Genomic DNA, 17,616 nt, shown 5'->3' on the forward strand with positions numbered 1-17,616 from the left:
GGCAGCAGCCGCACCTCGTGGCCCAGGTCACGGATCTGGCGGGCCCAGTGATGGGCGGTGGCGCAGGCCTCCATCGCCACGATCGTCGCGGGGACCTTCTTGAGCGCCGGCAGCAGCTTGTCGCGCGACACGCGCTCGGTGCTCACCACGGCGCCTTGCGCGTCCTGAGCCTCGAACTGGAAGACGGACTTGGCGATGTCCAGGCCGATGATGCTAATCTGCGTCACGGACGGTCTCCTCGGTTGGGTATTCAGACGACCCCAATCTGGCACCTATGATGCCGGCGGGGGCCGTCCACCCCAACATCCCGGGGCCGCGAAGCGGAACCCGGGATCCATAACCGCTGAGGTGCGGAACCAAGCGGACCGCGTCCCGTCTCATCCGGCATCGTCAGCGGCTATGGATCCCGGGTTCCGCTTCGCGGCCCCGGGATGCCGATGGAGGATGGAAGGAGCGGTCGGTGGAAACTGGGTGGGATCGCCCCCGCTCAGCGCCGGTTCCCCTCCAGAAAAACCCCGATCCGCTCCAGCGCCCGAGAGATGTTCTCCGCCGAGTTGGCGTAGGACAGGCGCAGGTAGCCCTCGCCGTGCACCCCGAAATCCGGCCCGCCGATCGTCGCGACGCCGGACTCCTCCAGGAGCGCCGAGGCGAGGGCCTTGGCCTTCCAGCCGGTCTCGCTGATGTTCGGGAAGGCGTAGAAGGCGCCCTTCGGGGTGATGCAGGAGACGCCCGGCAGCCGGTTCAGCCCCTCGACCACCAGGAGGCGGCGGCGGTCGAACTCGGCCATCATCGCGGCGACGCAATCCTGCGGCCCGTCGAGGGCGGCGATGCCCGCCCATTGCGTCGCGGCGTTGACGCAGGAGAACGAGTTCACCGCGAGCTTGCGGGCGGCGTCGTAGAGCGGTGCCGGCCAGACCGACCAGCCGAGGCGCCAGCCGGTCATCGCGTAGGTCTTCGAGGCGCCGTCGAGGTAGATCAGCCGGTCGCGGATCTCCGGATAGGCGAGCAGCGTGTGGTGGCGCTCGCCGTCATAGGTCATCGTGCCGTAGATCTCGTCCGATAGGATGGTGACGTCGGGATGCTTCGCCAGCCCCGCCACCAGCGTGTCGATCTCGGCCTTCGGGGTGACGCCGCCGGTCGGGTTGGCGGGAGAGTTGAGGATCAAGAGGCGCGTGCGCGGCGTGATCAGCCCCAAGGTCTCCTCGGCCGAGAAGGCGAAGCCGTTCTCCTCGCGGATCGGCACCGGCACCGGCGTGGCGCCGGTGAACTCGATCATCGAGCGGTAGATCGGGAAGCCCGGATCCGGGTACAGGATCTCGGCGCCCGGCTCGCCGAACATCAGGATCGCCATGAACATGGTGACCTTGCCGCCCGGCACGATCATCACGCTGTCGGGCGAGACCTGGACGCCGAGGCGCCGGTCGAGGTCGCGGGCCACCGCCTCGCGCAAGGGCAGGATGCCGGTCGCCGGGGTGTAGCCGTGGTGCCCGTCCTGGAGCGCCTTCACCGCCGCCTCGACGACGTGCGGCGGGGTCGGCATGTCGGGCTGGCCGATGCCGAGATTGATCACGTCGCGGCCGGCCTGGGCGAGAGCCGTGGCGCGGGCGAGCACCGCGAAGGCGTTCTCCTCCCCGATGCGCGAGAAGGCGGGGACGATGGCGGGCATGGTGGTCTCTCGTTTCCTCGATGGCAGGCGGGGCAGGGCGTCGTCGCGCCCCGCCCGGCGGTCCCGCGGCCTTCCGGTGCCGTCGGGACGGATCTGGCTCAGCGCGAGGCGTTGCGCTCGGCCAGCCGGCTGACGCCGTACGAGATCGCGCCGCCGAGCACCGTCAGGATGATGCCGGTCTTGATCGCCGCCCAGAGCAGCGAGCGCTCGATGCCGTCGTCGGTCAGCATGATGATCAGGCACACGATGACCGGGATCGACACCACGATGGCGATCGGCACGAGCGGGTTGGACGGCTTCTCTTGGCTCATCGGCGGCTCCCCTGGGCTAGTCGAGCGGTATGGTTCAGCCGGCCTCATAGCACCGCTCCGCCGTGATGCGACAGCAGTACCGCGAGAAACTTTCGGCCTCTCGGCGTCGCAGCCGCGGGGGCGCCGGCCATGCGCATGACGGTGTTGCCTTCCTGCACCGGCCGGGTCCATAGGTTCCCCGGAACGGTTCTCGACAAGAACGAACTCGGGAAGGACGACCCCGCCATGGCCCAGACGCCGCGCTCCCGCATCGACGCCAGCCGCCTGCGTTCGCGCCTCTGGTTCGACAACCCGGACAACCCGGGCATGACCGCGCTCTACCTTGAGCGCTACCTCAATTTCGGCCTCACGGTGGGCGAGCTGCGCGGCGGCAAGCCGTTGATCGGCATCGCCCAGACCGGCTCGGATCTCTCGCCGTGCAACCGCCACCATCTCGAGCTCGCCAAGCGCGTGCGCGAGGGCATCACCGCGGCCGGCGGCGTGGCGTTCGAGTTCCCGTGCCACCCGATCCAGGAGACCGGCAAGCGGCCGACCGCCTCGCTCGACCGCAACCTCGCCTACCTGTCGCTGGTCGAGGTGCTGTACGGCTACCCCCTCGACGGCGTCGTGCTGCTCACCGGCTGCGACAAGACCATGCCGGCCTGCCTGATGGCGGCGGCCACCGTGAACATCCCGACGATCTCGCTCAATGTCGGCCCGATGCTGAACGGCTGGAGCCGCGGCGAGCGCACCGGTTCCGGCACCGTGGTGTGGAAGGCACGCGAGCGCCACGCCGCCGGCGACATCGACTACCAGCAGTTCCTCGACATCGTGGCCTCGTCGGCGCCCTCGGACGGCCACTGCAACACCATGGGCACCGCCTCGACCATGAACGCGCTGGCCGAGGCGCTCGGCATGGCGCTGCCGGGTTCCGCGGCGATCCCCGCCCCCTACCGCGAGCGCGGCCAGGCGGCCTACGCCACCGGCCAGCGCATCGTCGACATGGTGTGGGAGGACCTGAAGCCCTCCGACATCCTCACCCGCGAGGCGTTCGAGAACGCAATCGTCGCCAACACCGCCATCGGCGGCTCGACCAACGCGCCGATCCACATCAACGCCATCGCCAAGCTGATCGGCGTGCCGCTGACCTGCGACGACTGGGAGCGCGTCGGCTACGACATCCCGCTCCTCGTCAACATGCAGCCCGCCGGCCACTATCTCGGCGAGGAATATTTCCGCGCCGGCGGCCTGCCGGCGGTGATGTCCGAGCTCCTCGAGGCCGGCAAGCTCCACGCCGACGTGCTGACCTGCAACGGCAAGACCGTGGCGGAGAACTGCGCCGGCGCCCAGACCTGGGACCGCGACGTCATCAAGCCCTATAACGAGCCCCTGCGCGAGCGCGCCGGGTTCCTCAACCTCAAGGGCTCGCTGTTCGATTCCGCGATCATGAAGACCAGCGTGATCAGCCGCGAGTTCTACGACCGCTACCTCGCCAACCCGGACGACCCCTACGCCTTCGAGGGGCGTGTCGTGGTGTTCGACGGGCCGGAGGATTACCACCACCGCATCGACGATCCGGCGCTGGAGATCGACGAGCACACGGTGCTGATCATGCGCGGCGCCGGGCCGATCGGCTATCCGGGCGCGGCGGAGGTCGTGAACATGCAGCCCCCGGGCGAGCTGATCCGCAGGGGCGTGCTGTCGCTGCCCTGCATCGGCGACGGGCGCCAGTCCGGCACCTCGGGCACGCCCTCGATCCTCAACGCCTCGCCGGAAGCCGCGGCCGGCGGCGGCCTGGCGCTGCTCCAGAACGGCGACCGCGTCCGGATCGACCTCAACAAGCGCACCGCCGACATCCTGCTCCCCGAGGAGGAGATCCGGCGCCGCCGCGAGGACCTGAACGCCCGGGGCGGCTACCCCTACCCGGCGAGCCAGACCCCCTGGCAGGCGATCCAGCGCGCGATGGTCGACCAGCTCTCCGAGGGCATGATCCTCAAGGGCTCCGAGGCCTTCCAGCGCATCGCCCAGACGCACGGCGTGCCGCGCGACAACCACTGATGTCCCCTCGCCCCGGGCCGGCGACGGTTCGGGGCGCCCGAGAGACGCCGTGTCGAGATCGAGCGCAGGACCTCCCCTCTCCCGCGGGCGAGAGGAGGGCCTGCGCTCTTTTTTTGGTTCCCATCGTCCGGGAAAGGGGAAAAGATGCAATGCGATCCGCCGTCCTGACCCAGCGTTCCGCAACGCAGCATTCCAGAAAATCACGCTATATAACCGTTACATGAAGTAAAATATCGGATCTCACCGGATCTTAACGCTCACCCGGCTAACAAAAGACACTCGTCTCCCCGGTGGGTCCTTCGATGAAGTTCCGGTTTCCCAGCGTCGGTCTGCGCGCACAGATTGCGGTTCTCGGCGTCGGCGGAGTCCTTCTGCTGGGGATCGTCTTCGGCTGGGGCTCGTGGAACCAGGAGCGGCTCCAGGCGAGCGCCGACCGGGCCGCCGATCTCGCCGCCCGGATCACCGCGTTCGCCGACGATCTCCTCAAGGCGCATCAGGTCGAGACCGACTTCCTGCTGCACCGGAAGGACGCGCTGATCGACGAGCGCCAGGTTCTGCTGACCAAGGCCGGCGAGCGCCTCGACGAGATCGAGCGCCAGGTCGCCCCCCTGCCGGACGATGCGCCGCTCAAGGCGGCGGAGGCGCTGCGGGCCGGCCTCAACATCTATGCCACGCGCTTCCAGAACGTCGCGGCGGCGCAGCGCACCCTCGGCTTCACCGAGAAGGACGGGCTGCAGGGGCGCCTGCGCGGGGCGATCCACGACGTCGAGACGCGGCTCGCCCGGCTCGACGAGCCGCGCCTCGCCGTGCTGATGCTGATGATGCGCCGGCACGAGAAGGACTTCATGCTGCGGGGCGACGAGGCCTACGGCGACGCGCTGCGTGAGCGGGCGTCGGAATTCGTCGAGGCGCTGAAGGCCACGCGGCTGAGCCCGGCCGAGCGGGGGGAGATCGGCGACCTCGTCGGGCGCTACCGGGACGGCTTCATGGCCTACCTCGTCGGCGCCGGCAGCCTGAAGGAGGAAGCCGACGACCTCGCGACCCTCTATACCCGCCTCGCGCCCCGCATCGCCGCGGTCGCGCAGGCCGCCGAGGAGGAGCGCGCCGCGGCGCAAGGAGCGGTGACCGCCTCGCGGGACTGGACCGGCCGGCTGATCCTCGGCTGCATCGGCTTCGTCGTGCTGTGCGCCGCCGGCCTGTCGTGGTGGGTCGGCCAGCGCATCTCCGGCCCGCTGACGCAGCTGGCCGACGCCATGGGGCGGGTCGCCGGCGGCGACCTCGCGGTCGCCGTGCCGGATTCCCGCCGCCGGGACGAGATCGGCGCCATCGGCCGCGCCTTCGCGGTGTTCCACGCCAAGATGGTGGAGAACGGCGCGCTCGTCGCCGAGCAGGCCGCCTTGCGGGCGGGCAGCGAGGCGGAGCGACGGGCGGCGTTCCGGGACATGGCCGACCGGTTCGAGCAGGCGGTCGGCGCGGTGGTCGCGACGGTCTCGGCCTCGGCGGGCGCCCTCCAGGAGACCGCCCGCGGCATGAGCGCCATCGCCACCGGCACGGCGGAGCGCTCCGCCACCGTGGCGGCGGCCGCCGAGGAGACGGCGCGGAATGTCGAGGCGGTCTCGGCGGCGGCCGGGCAGGTCGGCCTGTCGATGACGGTGATCGGCGGGCAGGTGCGGGATTCTGCCGACCTCGCGCGGCGGGCCGTGGCCGAGACCGACGAGGCCGGTGCCTTCGTCCAGGCCCTCGACGGGGCGGCGTCCCGGATCGGCGACGTGGTGCAGCTGATCTCGTCGATCGCCGCCCAGACGAACCTTCTGGCGCTGAATGCCACCATCGAGGCGGCCCGCGCCGGCGAGGCCGGTCGCGGCTTCGCGGTGGTGGCGGCGGAAGTGAAGCAGCTGGCGAGCCAGACCGCGCGGGCGACCGAGGAGGTCGGCGGCCAGATCGGCGAGATCCAGGCCGCCACCGCCCGCGCCGTCGCGGCGATCGGCACGGTCACGGCGCGCATCCGGGAGATCGACGGGGGCGCCGCCGCGATCGCCGCGGCGACCGCGCAGCAGGGCGAGGCGATGCAGGAGATCGCCCGCAACGTGGCGCAGGCCTCGACCGGCACCGGCGAGGTGACGCGCACCATCGCGAGCGTCGCGCAGGATTCCGAACGGGCCGGCGCCGCCGCCGCCGCGGTGCTGGAATCGGCCTCGGCGCTCACGCAGCAATCCGACCGGCTCGGGGCCGAGGTCGCGGGCTTCATCGCCTCGGTGCGCGCCGCCTGACGCGTGGCGACGACGGTTTACAGCGGCCCGCGCCCTATGAAAGGCTGGCGCCCCGATTCCCGCGAGACGACCCCGATGACCGATTTCGCCGCGCGCCGCGCCGCCTTCCGGCGGCTCCACGAGGGCGGCTGCTTCGTGATGCCGAATCCCTGGGACATCGGGACCAGCCGCTACCTCGCGGCCATGGGGTTTCCGGCGCTCGCCACCACCAGCTCCGGCTACGCCTTCACCCGCGCCCTGCCGGACACCGACTGGGCGGTGCCGCTCGACGCGATGCTCGCCCACATCGCCGAGATCGTCGCCGCCACCGACCTGCCGGTGAACGCCGATTTCGAATCGGGCTACGCGCACGATCCCGAGGAGGTGGCCCGCAACGTCGCGGCCTGCGTGGCGACCGGAATCGCCGGCCTGTCGATCGAGGACGCCACCGGGGATCCCGCCCGGCCGCTCTACGACATCCGGGAGGGCGCCGAGCGCATCCGCGCCGCCAAGGCCGCGATCGACGCGTCGGGCGCCGACGTGATGCTGACCGGCCGGGCCGAGTGCTATCTCACCGGCCACCCCGAGCCGCTGCCCGAGGCGATCCGCCGGCTCCAGGCCTATGCCGAGGCGGGGGCCGACGTGGCCTACGCGCCGGGCCCGAAACGGCGCGAGGAAATCCGCACTCTGGTCGACGCCCTGGCGCCAGTGCCGGTCAACCTCCTGATGAGCACCAATCCGGGCCTCAAGGTCGCCGATCTCGAAGCCTTGGGTGTGCGCCGGATCAGCGTCGGCTCGTCGCTGGCGCGGGCGGCCTGGACCGGCTTCATCCGGGCGGCCAGGCGCATCCACGACGAGGGCAGCTTCGGCGGCTTCGACGGCTCGGTGAGCTTTTCGGAGATCAACGGCTTCTTCCGCCAGGACCTCAAGGCGCGAGACCTCAAGGAGCAGGGCGGCGCATGAGCCAGGATCGCGATCCCGTCACCGGCCTGCCGATCGGCCGGCCCGTCGCCGTCACCGCCCCGGCCCCCGCGCCGGAGCGGGTCCGCCTGGAGGGGCGCCACGTCACGATCGTGCCCCTCGACACAGGCCACGCCGCCGACCTCGCCGAGGGCGCCGTCGGACCGGGCCGGGAGGCCTTGTGGCAGTACATGGCCGCCGGGCCGTTCGACGACCGTGCGGCGTTCGAGGCCTACATCGCGGCCTGCGCCGCCTCGGCCGATCCGCTGTTCTTCGCCATCCTCGATGCCCGCACGGGCACGGCGATCGGCCACGCCTCCCTGATGCGGATCGACCGGGCGAACCGGGTGATCGAGGTCGGCAACATCCTCTACACCCCGGCGCTCCAGCGCACGCCCGGCGCCACCGAGGCGATGCGGCTCCTCGCCGGTTACGTCTTCGACCTCGGCTATCGCCGCTACGAGTGGAAGTGCAACGCCCTCAACGCCCCTTCGCGGCGCGCGGCCGAGCGCCTGGGCTTCTCCTACGAGGGGCTGTTTCGCCAGGCGGTGATCGTCAAGGGCCGCAACCGCGACACGGCCTGGTTCTCGATGCTCGACGGCGAGTGGCCGCAGCTCGCCCAGGGCTTCGACCGCTGGCTCGCGCCCGACAACCTCGCCGGCGGCCAGTCCCTGCGCCTCGGCGCCCTCAACCGGTCGACGATCCCCGGTACCTCCTTGCGGCGGGCGACCGCCGCGGACGAGAGCGCCCTCGCGGCCTTGCAGGAAGCCGCCTACGCGCCGAACCGCCCGCTCCTCGGCGTCGAGCCGGTGCCGCTCCTCACGCCGGCCGCCGAGGTGCTGGCGCGCTACGAGGTCTGGCTGCCCGACCAGGACGAAAAGCCCGCCGGCGCCCTGATCCTCGACCCGACGCCCGATCACCTGATGATCTGGAGCGTATCGGTCGATCCCTCCTACCAAGGATCGGGCCTCGGCAACACCCTGCTCGCAGCGGCCGAAGCCCGGGCGCGGGACCTCGACCTGTCGGTTCTCCGGCTCTACACCGGGGACAAGCTCGTGCGGAACATCGACTGGTACGCGCGGCGGGGCTACGCCACCGAGCGGGTCGAGGACCTGCCGGACCGGCGCCTGGTCCACATGCTCAAGCGCCTCGCCTGAGGCGCCACGGTTTCACGGACAAGCCCCGCCGGCGAGCGGGGCGCGAACACACGCGGGAGGACAGAATGGCGGGACGTCTGACGGGCAAGCGCGCGGTCGTGACGGCGGCGGGCCAGGGGATCGGACGCGCCATCGCGGCGGCGTTCCTGGCCGAGGGCGCGGAGGTGCTGGCGACCGACCTCGATGCGGGCAAGCTCGAGGGCTTGAAGGGCGCGCAGGCTGCCTCCCTCGACGTGCGCTCGGACGCGGCGGTGCAAGACTTCGCGAAGGGGGCCGGGCCGGTCGACGTGCTGGTGAATGCCGCGGGCTTCGTCCATCACGGCACCATCCTCGACTGCACCGACGCCGAGTGGGATCTGGCCTTCGACCTCAACGTGCGCTCGATGCACCGCACCATCCGGGCCTTCCTGCCCGGCATGCTGGAGCGCGGCAACGGCTCGATCGTCAACATCGCCTCGGCCGTCGGCGCCGATGCCACCGCGCCGAACCGCTACGTCTACGGCGCCTCGAAGGCTGCGGTGGTCGGTCTCACCAAGGCGGTGGCGCGGGACTTCATCCGCAGCGGCGTGCGGGCGAACGCGATCTGCCCCGGCACGATCCAGTCGCCCTCCCTCGACGACCGCATCGCGGCGCTGGCGGAGATGAACAAGACCTCGGTCGAGGCCGCCCGCCAGGCCTTCATCGATCGCCAGCCGATGGGCCGGCTCGGCACGCCGGAGGAGATGGCCCTGCTCGCCGTCTACCTCGCTTCCGACGAGTCCCGCTTCACCACCGGCCAGACCCACGTCGCCGACGGCGGCTTCACGCTCTGATCCGACGGCGAAGGAGTTTTTTCCCATGCATATCCTCATCCTCGGCGCCGCCGGCATGGTCGGGCGCAAGCTCCTCGACCGACTGGTCAAGGACGGCTCCCTCGGCGGCGAGACCATCTCGCGCCTGACCCTGCACGACGTGGTGCCGCCCGAGGCGCCCGCCGGCACCGCGATCCCGGTCTCGCTCTCGGCCTCCGACTTCTCCGATCCCGGCGAGGCCGAGCGCCTGGTCGCCGGCCGGCCGGACGTGATCTTCCACCTCGCGGCGATCGTGTCCGGCGAGGCAGAGGCCGATTTCGACAAGGGCTACCGGATCAACCTCGACGGCACGCGCCGCCTCTACGACGCGGTGCGGGCGATCGGCGAGGGCTACACGCCGCGCTTCGTCTTCACCTCGTCGGTGGCGGTGTTCGGTGCGCCGATGCCCGATCCGATCCCCGACGAGTACCTGACGGCGCCGCTCACCAGCTACGGCACCCAGAAGGCGATCGGCGAGCTGCTGCTCTCCGACTATTCGCGCCGCGGCATCTTCGACGGCGTCGGCATCCGCCTCCCCACCATCTGCGTGCGGCCGGGCAAGCCCAACAAGGCGGCCTCGGGCTTCTTCTCCGGCATCATCCGCGAGCCGCTGGCCGGCCAGGAAGCGGTGCTGCCGGTCTCCGACCAGGTCCGCCACTGGCACGCCTCGCCGCGCTCGGCGGTCGGCTTCCTCCTCCACGCCGCGACGATCGACACCAAGCGCCTCGGCGACCGTCGCAACCTGACCATGCCGGGCGTCGGCGCCACGGTGGCCGAGCAGATCGAGGCCCTGCGCCGTGCCGCCGGCGACTCCGCCGTCGCCCGCATCCGCCGCGAGCCCGACCCGACGATCGAGCGCATCGTCTCCGGCTGGCCCCGCACCTTCGACGCCCGCCGGGCGCTGGAACTCGGCTTCAAGGCCGAGCCCGACTTCGATGCCATCGTGCGGGCGCATATCGAGGACGAGCTGGGCGGGAAGGTGCCGGCGTAGGGCTTTTCCCCTCCCCACAAGGGGCAAATCTGTCCGGGGAAATGAAAAGCGCGGGCTTTCTCCCTCCCCCCTCTGCGGGGGAGGGTGGCCTGCGGAGCAGGCCGGGAGAGGGGACGCCGCTTCCGGAGAAGTCACGACCATGATGACGGGCGCTCCCGGGATCAGCGTCGCGCTGCCCCTCTCCCGCCCCACTCCGTGGGGCACCCTCCCCCGCAGAGGGGGGAGGGGAGAAGCCCGCGCCATGGCGCGGAAGTTTGCGGCACAAACAGAAACGGGCGGCACGCGCGTGCCGCCCGTTCTCATTTCGTAAGATCTGGTGCTCAGCCGCGCTGAGCCACCGTCACGTAGTCCCGCTTCGGCGCACCCGTGTAGAGCTGGCGCGGACGGCCGATCTTCTGGGACGGGTCCTCGATCATCTCGGCCCACTGGCTGATCCAGCCGACGGTGCGGGCGAGCGCGAACAGCACCGTGAACATCGAGGTCGGGAAGCCCATCGCCTTCAGGGTGATGCCCGAGTAGAAGTCGATGTTCGGGTAGAGCTTCTTCTCGATGAAGTAATCGTCCTTGAGGGCGATCTGCTCCAGCTCCATCGCGACGTCGAGCAGCGGATCGTCCTTGATGCCGAGCTCGCTCAGCACCTCATGCGTGGTCTTCTGCATGATGCGGGCGCGCGGGTCGTAGTTCTTGTAGACCCGGTGGCCGAAGCCCATCAGGCGGAAGGGATCGTTCTTGTCCTTCGCCTTGGCGACGTATTCGGAGACGCGCTCCGGGGTGCCGATTTCGGCCAGCATCTTGAGCGCCGCCTCGTTGGCGCCGCCATGGGCGGGGCCCCACAGGCAGGCGATGCCGGCGGCGATGCAGGCGAAGGGGTTGGCGCCCGAGGAACCGGCCAGACGCACCGTCGAGGTCGAGGCGTTCTGCTCGTGGTCGGCGTGCAGGATGAAGATCCGGTCGAGCGCGCGCGACAGCACCGGGTTGGGCTGGTACTCCTCGCACGGCACCGCGAAACACATCCGCAGGAAGTTCGAGGTGTAGTCGAGGTCGTTCTTCGGATACACGAAGGGCTGGCCGATCGTGTACTTGTACGCCATGGCCGCCAGCGTCGGCATCTTGGCGATCATGCGCATGGAGGCGATCATGCGCTGCTTCTCGTCCGTGATGTCGGTCGAGTCGTGGTAGAACGCCGAGAGCGCGCCGACCGAGGCCACCATGACGGCCATCGGGTGGGCGTCGCGGCGGAAGCCCTGGAAGAACCGGTTCATCTGGTCATGCACCATGGTGTGGCGCGTGACGCGGTAGTCGAAATCGGCCTTCTGGGCCGCGGTCGGCAGCTCGCCGTACAGCAGCAGGTAGCAGGTCTCGAGGAAGTCGCCGTGCTCGGCCAGCTGCTCGATCGGGTAGCCCCGATACAGGAGCACGCCCTCGTCGCCGTCGATGTAGGTGATCTTCGACTCGCAGGAGGCGGTCGAGGTGAAGCCCGGGTCGTAGGTGAACTGACCGGTCTGCGCGTAGAGCTTGCTGATGTCGATGACGCTCGGACCGATCGTGCCGGCCTTGGTGGGCATCTCGATCGCGCGGTCGTTCACCGTGAGTGTGCTGGTGGGGAGGCTCATGGGGTTGCGGACCCTTTCATCAACGTGACTGAGCGTTGGCGCCTCGACCGCGGCCCCCGGGGCAGGGCGGCGACTTTGCTGCGGGTGCTCACTCGCCGACCGGGTTAGCGGATCGTCGCACCGGCATCAACCGCGGCTCCCCGCACGGGTGACAGAATTCATTGTCTGTTCAGAGGCGACCGGATCGCCCCCGCGACGGTGGATTCGCGGGGGCCGTGCCGTCGGTCCTCAGGCCGCAACCTGCTCGCGCAGGCGCTCCAGGCTCTCCTCGCGGCCGAGCACTTCCATCACGTCGAAGAGCGGCGGCGAGGTCGTCCGGCCGGTGAGCGCGGCCCGCAAGGGCTGGGCCACCTGCCCGAGCTTGACCCCGGCGCTCTCGGCGAAATGCCGCACCGCACCCTCGGTCGAGGTGGCGCTCCACTCGTTCAACGCTTCGAGATGCGTGAGCGCGCCGGCCAGCCGCTCGCGGCCGCCATTGCCGAGGAGACCGGTGGCCTTCTCGTCGAGGGCGAGGGGGCGCGGCGCGTAGAGGTAGTAGGCGCTGTCGACGAGCTCGATCAGGGTCTTAGCCCGCTCCTTCAGCCCCGGCATCGCGGCGATGAATTTTTCCCGCAAGGCCGGATCGAGGGGAGCCGAGAGGCCCCAGCGCTGCCCTTGCGTCGGCAGGATCGCCTCGATCGCCTCCACCAGCGCCTCGTTCGAGGACGAGCGGATGTAATGGCCGTTCAGGTTCTCGAGCTTGGCGAAGTCGAACCGGGCCGGCGAGCGCCCGACCGAACCGAGATCGAAGGCGGCGATCATCTCCTCGGTCGAAAAGATCTCCTGGTCGCCGTGGCTCCAGCCGAGGCGCACGAGGTAGTTGCGCAGAGCGACCGGCAGGTAGCCGAGGTCGCGGTAGGCGTCGACCCCGAGGGCGCCGTGGCGCTTCGAGAGCTTCGCCCCGTCCGGGCCGTGGATCAGCGGGATGTGCGACATGTTCGGCACGTCCCATCCGAGCGCCTGGTAGATCTGGGTCTGGCGCGCCGCGTTGGTCAGGTGGTCGTCGCCGCGGATGACGTGGGTCACGCCCATGTCGTGGTCGTCGACCACCACCGCCAGCATGTAGGTCGGCGTGCCGTCCGAGCGCAGCAGGACGAGGTCGTCGAGGTCCTTGTTCTGCCACACCACCCGGCCCTGCACCGCGTCCTCGACCACGGTCTCGCCGTCGGTGGGGGCGCGCAGCCGGATCACCGGCTTGACGCCGGCGGGGGCCTCGGACGGGTCGCGGTCGCGCCAGCGGCCGTCGTAGCGGATCGGCTTGCCCTCGCGGCGGGCGGCCTCGCGCATCTCGGTCAGCTCGTCGGGCGTGGCGTAGCAGTGATAGGCCCGGCCGGCCGCGAGCAGCCCCTCGGCCACCTCGCGGTGCCGGGCGGCGCGGGCGAACTGGTAGACCACGTCGCCGTCCCAATCGAGGCCGAGCCAGTTGAGCCCGTCGAGGATCGCGTCGATGGCCCCTTGCGTCGAGCGCTCGCGGTCGGTGTCCTCGATGCGCAGCAGCATCCGACCGCCGTGTCGGCGGGCGTAGAGCCAGTTGAACAAAGCCGTGCGACCCCCGCCGATGTGGAGGAAGCCCGTGGGCGACGGGGCAAAGCGGGTGACGACGGAGGACATGCGCGACGTGAACCGGGTGAGAGCGAAAAAACGGTGTGGCCGGGGCCGTTAGGGCAGGGTTGCTCGAGTCGACCCGCCGGCGCCGGGTCCTGTAGCATGCGCGGGACGAGCCGTTAAGAAACCGTCTTCCGGACCGTCCCGTCACGGCGGGATCAGCGGCGGTTGGGCGCAGCCTCGTCGGGTCGGGACGCGGGATGGCGGGGCCGGGGGCAGGAACGGGTTTGGCGGCGCGCCGGCTGCGCGCGCTGCCGGCGCCCGTGCTGCTGCTGCCGGCTTTGGGCGGCTGGTTCTCCGCCGGGCTCGCCCTGGAGGCCGCGCAGCGCCGGCTGTTTCCCTGGCTGGCGGTGGCCTTCGGGGCTGGGGCCCTCCTGTTCCTCACCGTGGCGGACGGCCCGGCCGTGCTCGCCGCGCCGCTCGGCTGCGGCATCGCGCTCGCCGGGGCCGCCTTCGGCCTGCGCGCCCGGGCGGTGGCGCCGGCCCTGCTGCTCGCCGCCGCCTTCGTGTTCTTCGGCTTTTCCGCCGCCGCCTACCGCACCGCCAGCGTCGCCGCGCCGGTCCTCGCCCGCACGGTGATCGCGCCGCTCCACGGCTTCGTCGAGGCGCTGGAGGAGCGGGAGGAGGGCGCGCGGCTCGTGGTGCGGGTCCTGCGGCTCGGCGAGATGCCCGCCTCCGAGCGCCCGGCCCGGGTAAGGGTCTCGTACCGCCGCGCCGACAACCTCAAGCCCGGCGACTACGTCGAGGCCAAGGCGCGCCTGCTCCCCCCGCCGGAGCCGGCCCGGCCCGGCGGCTACGATTTCTCCCGCGACGCGTATTTTCGCGGCATCGGCGCCGTCGGCTCGCTCCTCGGCCAGGCCGCCGTCAAGCCGCCGCCCGAGCCCGCGCCGCTCGCCTTGCGCCTCGCCGCCGGCCTCGACGAGGCCCGCAACGCGCTCACCCGCCGCATCGCCGAATCCAATGGTGGCCAGCCCGGTGCCGTCGCGGCGGCCCTCGTCACCGGCAAGCGCGGCCTCATCGACCAGCCGACCAACGACACCCTCCGGGCGGCCGGAATCTATCACGTCGTAACGATGGTGAGGAATAGCCGGCAGATTGACGAACTGGTGAGCGCTCTGTGCTCACCTGCATGCGACTATGAGCCTCGGTAAAGATCCGGTCAACCATGACAGCGCCCGCGCCTGCAACTGCCTACTCATACCTCCGGCTCTCATCGGCCCGCCAAGCCAACAAGGCCGATCAGAAGGCTTACAAAGACGGATTCCGCCGCCAGGTAGCGCTCCGTGACGCCTACCTTAAGAAGAATCCCCACCTCAGGCTCGATACAAGCCTCACGCTGCACGACATCGGCGTGTCCGCTTATACGGCTGCGAACATCGCACGAGGCGGCACGGGCAAGCTCGCAGCCTTCAGAGCGATGGTCGAGGCCGGAAAGATCGCGGCTGGTAGCTATCTTCTTGTCGAATCGTTAGATCGGTTGAGTAGAGCCCAAGTTAACGAAGCGCTTGAGCTTTTGCTTTCCCTGATAAATCGAGAGATAATCGTTGTTACATTGATGGACGAGCAGATATATCGGCGTGGAGCAGATCCAACTCAGTTTCTTATATCGATCGTGCACATGATGAGGTCATTCGAAGAGTCGGACCTAAAATCAAAGCGCTTGAGATCGACCTGGGATAATAAAAGGCAAAACATCGGTGAACGTAAGCTCACGGCACGTGCGCCCGCCTGGCTGCACCTAAACGGCAGTTTGTTCGAACCGATACCTGAACGAGTCGATGTTGTGCGCAGAATACTTCGAGAACTCGCGGACGGCATCGGGCGGGATAAGATTGCCATGCGCCTAAATCAAGAAGGAGTTCCGTGTTGGGGTCATGGACGTGGATGGCACGGTGGCACCGTTCAGAAAATAACCGACAGCGAAGCGCTGAGAGGTTATTTTCAGCCGCACAAGCTTGTATTTGAAGAACGTGACGGGAAGCGCATCTCCAAACGGATTCCGATCGGGGATCCAATACCAAATTATTTTCCTGCGGTAGTGGATGATGAACTATGGTTTAGTGCTCGCAGAATTGCCACAGAGCGCATGCGACGGCATGGCGGAAACAGCGGCGGTAGGCAAGGAACCGTTATTAGCAATCTGTTCGGGGGACTTGCAACCTGCGGCGTTTGCGGCTCGCCGATGAATTACAGAGACAGAGGCCCACGATCGCGACCTATACTAAGGTGTTCGTCCGAGCGCGCAGGACAATGCTCAAATCACTATCGGTATCCATACCAAGCCACTGAGGACGTAGTGCTCAGCAGCGCTGTATTTCTGGCACCTCAACGCTCAGAGCCCAGCGAATTGAGCAACCTGGAAAGCCGAATTCGAATTAAATTGGGAGAGCGGGATTCACTTCAAGTGCAAGGTGAAAACATTGTCAATGAATTGGGCCAGGGCAATCGCTTTGCACTGCGCCGCCTTGCCGAAATAGACCGTTCATTATCAGCGGTAGAGAATGATATTCATCTCATCGAGATACGACTGGAAAAGCTTCGCGCTGCTGATCGTATTGAGGAACGTGAGGTAGCTCTCTCTAAAATGCTAGACTTGCAAGGTAATGACGCCCCGGAGGCTGAAATTTTCGCGGCAAGATCTAGGATTCGCCAAATAATACGGGATACATTTCAATCTATGGTCTTCTATCCAGACGGGCACGTTGCAATCACGACGGAGAACGGGGAATCCTATCTATACCGTGACGGATTCTATCTCAAAGACGGAAGGAAGTTTCCATCAGCCTATAGTTTTTTTGGATTGTTTGCCGATCGACGACGTCCTTCAAAGAGCAAGAAGGATTAACAAGAAATGCGCCGTGGCAAGCTTGTGAGAGAGGATTGCGGACATTTAGTGTGAATACAGCATATTCAATGGAGCGCCCCTCGTGGTGGCAATGGGCTACGAGACGGTCTAGTTTGCGCCCCGACCGTGATCCTTAGCGCAAGTGGAAGTAATTTATGGAAAGATTAACCACAGGCATGCGAGGTGTATTCGATCCTCAGAATTGGATTGAAGAGGGAGATGGTCTGCTTGCATCGGCAAGAACTATGCGAGCCGCATGGAGTGTCTATCGGCGAAATTTGAAACGCCAGAAAAATATAGATTTACTCAAGAAGCATATGGACTGGCCGAAATTGACCGGCATGCCGAGAGCTTCCATGTTGCTGTTGTCTTATGCAACGGAGATGTACCTGAAGGCTGGATTGGCCAAAGCATGTAGGGGATGCAGCGAAGAGTTCTTCAACTTTCTATCCGAGCGAAAATACGGCCATCGGCTGCACGCACTCGCAGGAGAGATCGAGTTTCCATTTGCTGACGTATATGGACCTGACCTTTCGACGCTCAACAAAATGATAACGGAGACCGCTCGGTACCCATTAAAGCCAAAGCCGGGCATCGATTTCAGCCAACAAATTAACGCGAGAACAAGATCAATTTGGGACAGAACATCATTCAAGCGTTATTGCATTATTGCAAATGAGATAAGAGCATTCGCCATAAAACTTGATCAAGATAGCAAAAATCCTGCTTTTTTTGTCGGATATCAAATCGATAAGACTGGATATTTTGCTTCGAGGATAGGTGGCGGGTTGCGGCCGCGTATGACTTTTCGCTACAGCGACGAGATGAAGAATGCGGGAAAGGCCGATATTGAGGCGCTTCGGGAGTTGCTTGATAGAGACGGCTTGCACAGGGTGACAAGGTACTGGCAAAGATACAAATTCATCGAGGATACAGGGCCGCCCTACAAGCGATGAATATTACGTGTAGCTGACTTACACCGCCACGGTGAGCTACCAACAGACCGTCACGGCAGCAGCGAAGACGCGGCAGGCCGTGATGATCGTGGCAACGGCGGTGGGAGAGACGGGGCCTGGCAGCCGATCGTCACGAGGGCAGTTCACAGGGTCCATGGCGCCGCCAGCCAAGCACCGAGTGCACCGCAACCGTGAGGCGATCGTCGAGCTAAAGGCCAGTGCCGTACGGAGGCCGTGGTTCGCGACGGAGGCGCGCTGCCGGCGGAACGCACCCGTACGCAGACGCACCTGGTGCTTTGGTCGGATTCCTTCGTGCTATACGATTGGTGCGACGAGGCCGAATCGGATCGAGCCGGT

Annotated in this window: 12 protein-coding genes and 2 pseudogenes; 9 read left to right on the plus strand and 5 right to left on the minus strand. The window is 67.7% G+C overall.

The features are described 5' to 3' along the window. From BM430_RS25580 to BM430_RS25590, 3 genes and pseudogenes are all read right to left on the minus strand, one after another. A pseudogene (locus BM430_RS25580) lies at positions 1-227 on the minus strand (IS110 family transposase); the annotation flags it as partial. Positions 228-487: 260 nt separating this feature from the next. Further along, a complete protein-coding gene (locus tag BM430_RS25585) occupies positions 488-1,666 on the minus strand; it encodes a pyridoxal phosphate-dependent aminotransferase (protein WP_093570065.1) in 1,179 nt (392 codons plus the stop codon). Positions 1,667-1,764: 98 nt separating this feature from the next. Beyond that, entirely contained in the window at positions 1,765-1,977 is a 213-nt protein-coding gene (locus BM430_RS25590) for a hypothetical protein (RefSeq protein WP_093570066.1), read from the minus strand. 225 nt (positions 1,978-2,202) lie between these two features. Between BM430_RS25590 and BM430_RS25595 the strand changes: the two genes are divergently transcribed. From BM430_RS25595 to denD, 6 genes are all read left to right on the plus strand, one after another. Beyond that, a complete protein-coding gene (locus BM430_RS25595; RefSeq protein WP_093570067.1) occupies positions 2,203-4,014 on the plus strand; it encodes an IlvD/Edd family dehydratase in 1,812 nt (603 codons plus the stop codon). 302 nt (positions 4,015-4,316) lie between these two features. Further along, complete coding sequence (locus BM430_RS25600; protein ID WP_093570068.1) at positions 4,317-6,284, plus strand: methyl-accepting chemotaxis protein; 1,968 nt, start codon at positions 4,317-4,319, stop codon at positions 6,282-6,284. Positions 6,285-6,359: 75 nt separating this feature from the next. Continuing rightward, a complete protein-coding gene (locus BM430_RS25605) occupies positions 6,360-7,226 on the plus strand; it encodes an isocitrate lyase/PEP mutase family protein (RefSeq protein ID WP_093570069.1) in 867 nt (288 codons plus the stop codon). Then, complete coding sequence (locus BM430_RS25610; protein WP_093570070.1) at positions 7,223-8,380, plus strand: GNAT family N-acetyltransferase; 1,158 nt, start codon at positions 7,223-7,225, stop codon at positions 8,378-8,380. Before BM430_RS25605 ends, BM430_RS25610 begins: the two co-directional genes overlap by 4 nt. A 65-nt stretch (positions 8,381-8,445) precedes the next feature. Then, positions 8,446-9,192: an SDR family oxidoreductase gene (locus BM430_RS25615; protein WP_093570071.1), complete on the plus strand. Its 747-nt coding sequence runs from the start codon at positions 8,446-8,448 to the stop codon at positions 9,190-9,192. A gap of 25 nt (positions 9,193-9,217) precedes the next feature. Beyond that, positions 9,218-10,201, plus strand: a complete 984-nt coding sequence (gene denD / locus BM430_RS25620) for a D-erythronate dehydrogenase (RefSeq protein WP_093570072.1) — start codon at positions 9,218-9,220, stop codon at positions 10,199-10,201. A gap of 320 nt (positions 10,202-10,521) precedes the next feature. Here denD and gltA read toward each other — a convergent pair whose 3' ends face one another. Both gltA and gltX read right to left on the minus strand, forming a co-directional pair. Then, positions 10,522-11,814 carry a citrate synthase gene (gene gltA / locus BM430_RS25625; protein ID WP_093570073.1) on the minus strand — a complete coding sequence of 431 codons (1,293 nt, stop codon included), beginning with the start codon at positions 11,812-11,814 and terminating at the stop codon, positions 10,522-10,524. Positions 11,815-12,042: 228 nt separating this feature from the next. Continuing rightward, positions 12,043-13,464, minus strand: coding sequence for a glutamate--tRNA ligase (gene gltX, locus BM430_RS25630; protein WP_093570074.1), 1,422 nt, complete (start codon positions 13,462-13,464; stop codon positions 12,043-12,045). A 194-nt stretch (positions 13,465-13,658) separates the two neighbouring features. Between gltX and BM430_RS25635 the strand changes: the two are divergent. From BM430_RS25635 to BM430_RS34235, 3 genes and pseudogenes are all read left to right on the plus strand, one after another. Further along, positions 13,659-14,531, plus strand: a pseudogene (locus tag BM430_RS25635) (DUF4131 domain-containing protein); the annotation flags it as partial. A 92-nt stretch (positions 14,532-14,623) separates the two neighbouring features. Then, positions 14,624-16,303 carry a recombinase family protein gene (locus BM430_RS34230; RefSeq protein ID WP_143132127.1) on the plus strand — a complete coding sequence of 560 codons (1,680 nt, stop codon included), beginning with the start codon at positions 14,624-14,626 and terminating at the stop codon, positions 16,301-16,303. A 176-nt stretch (positions 16,304-16,479) separates the two neighbouring features. Beyond that, positions 16,480-17,259, plus strand: coding sequence for a hypothetical protein (locus BM430_RS34235; RefSeq protein WP_143132128.1), 780 nt, complete (start codon positions 16,480-16,482; stop codon positions 17,257-17,259). The last annotated feature ends 357 nt before the right edge of the window (positions 17,260-17,616 follow it).

This window comes from Methylobacterium sp. 174MFSha1.1 (genome assembly GCF_900116815.1).
Classification (GTDB): Bacteria; Pseudomonadota; Alphaproteobacteria; order Rhizobiales; family Beijerinckiaceae; genus Methylobacterium.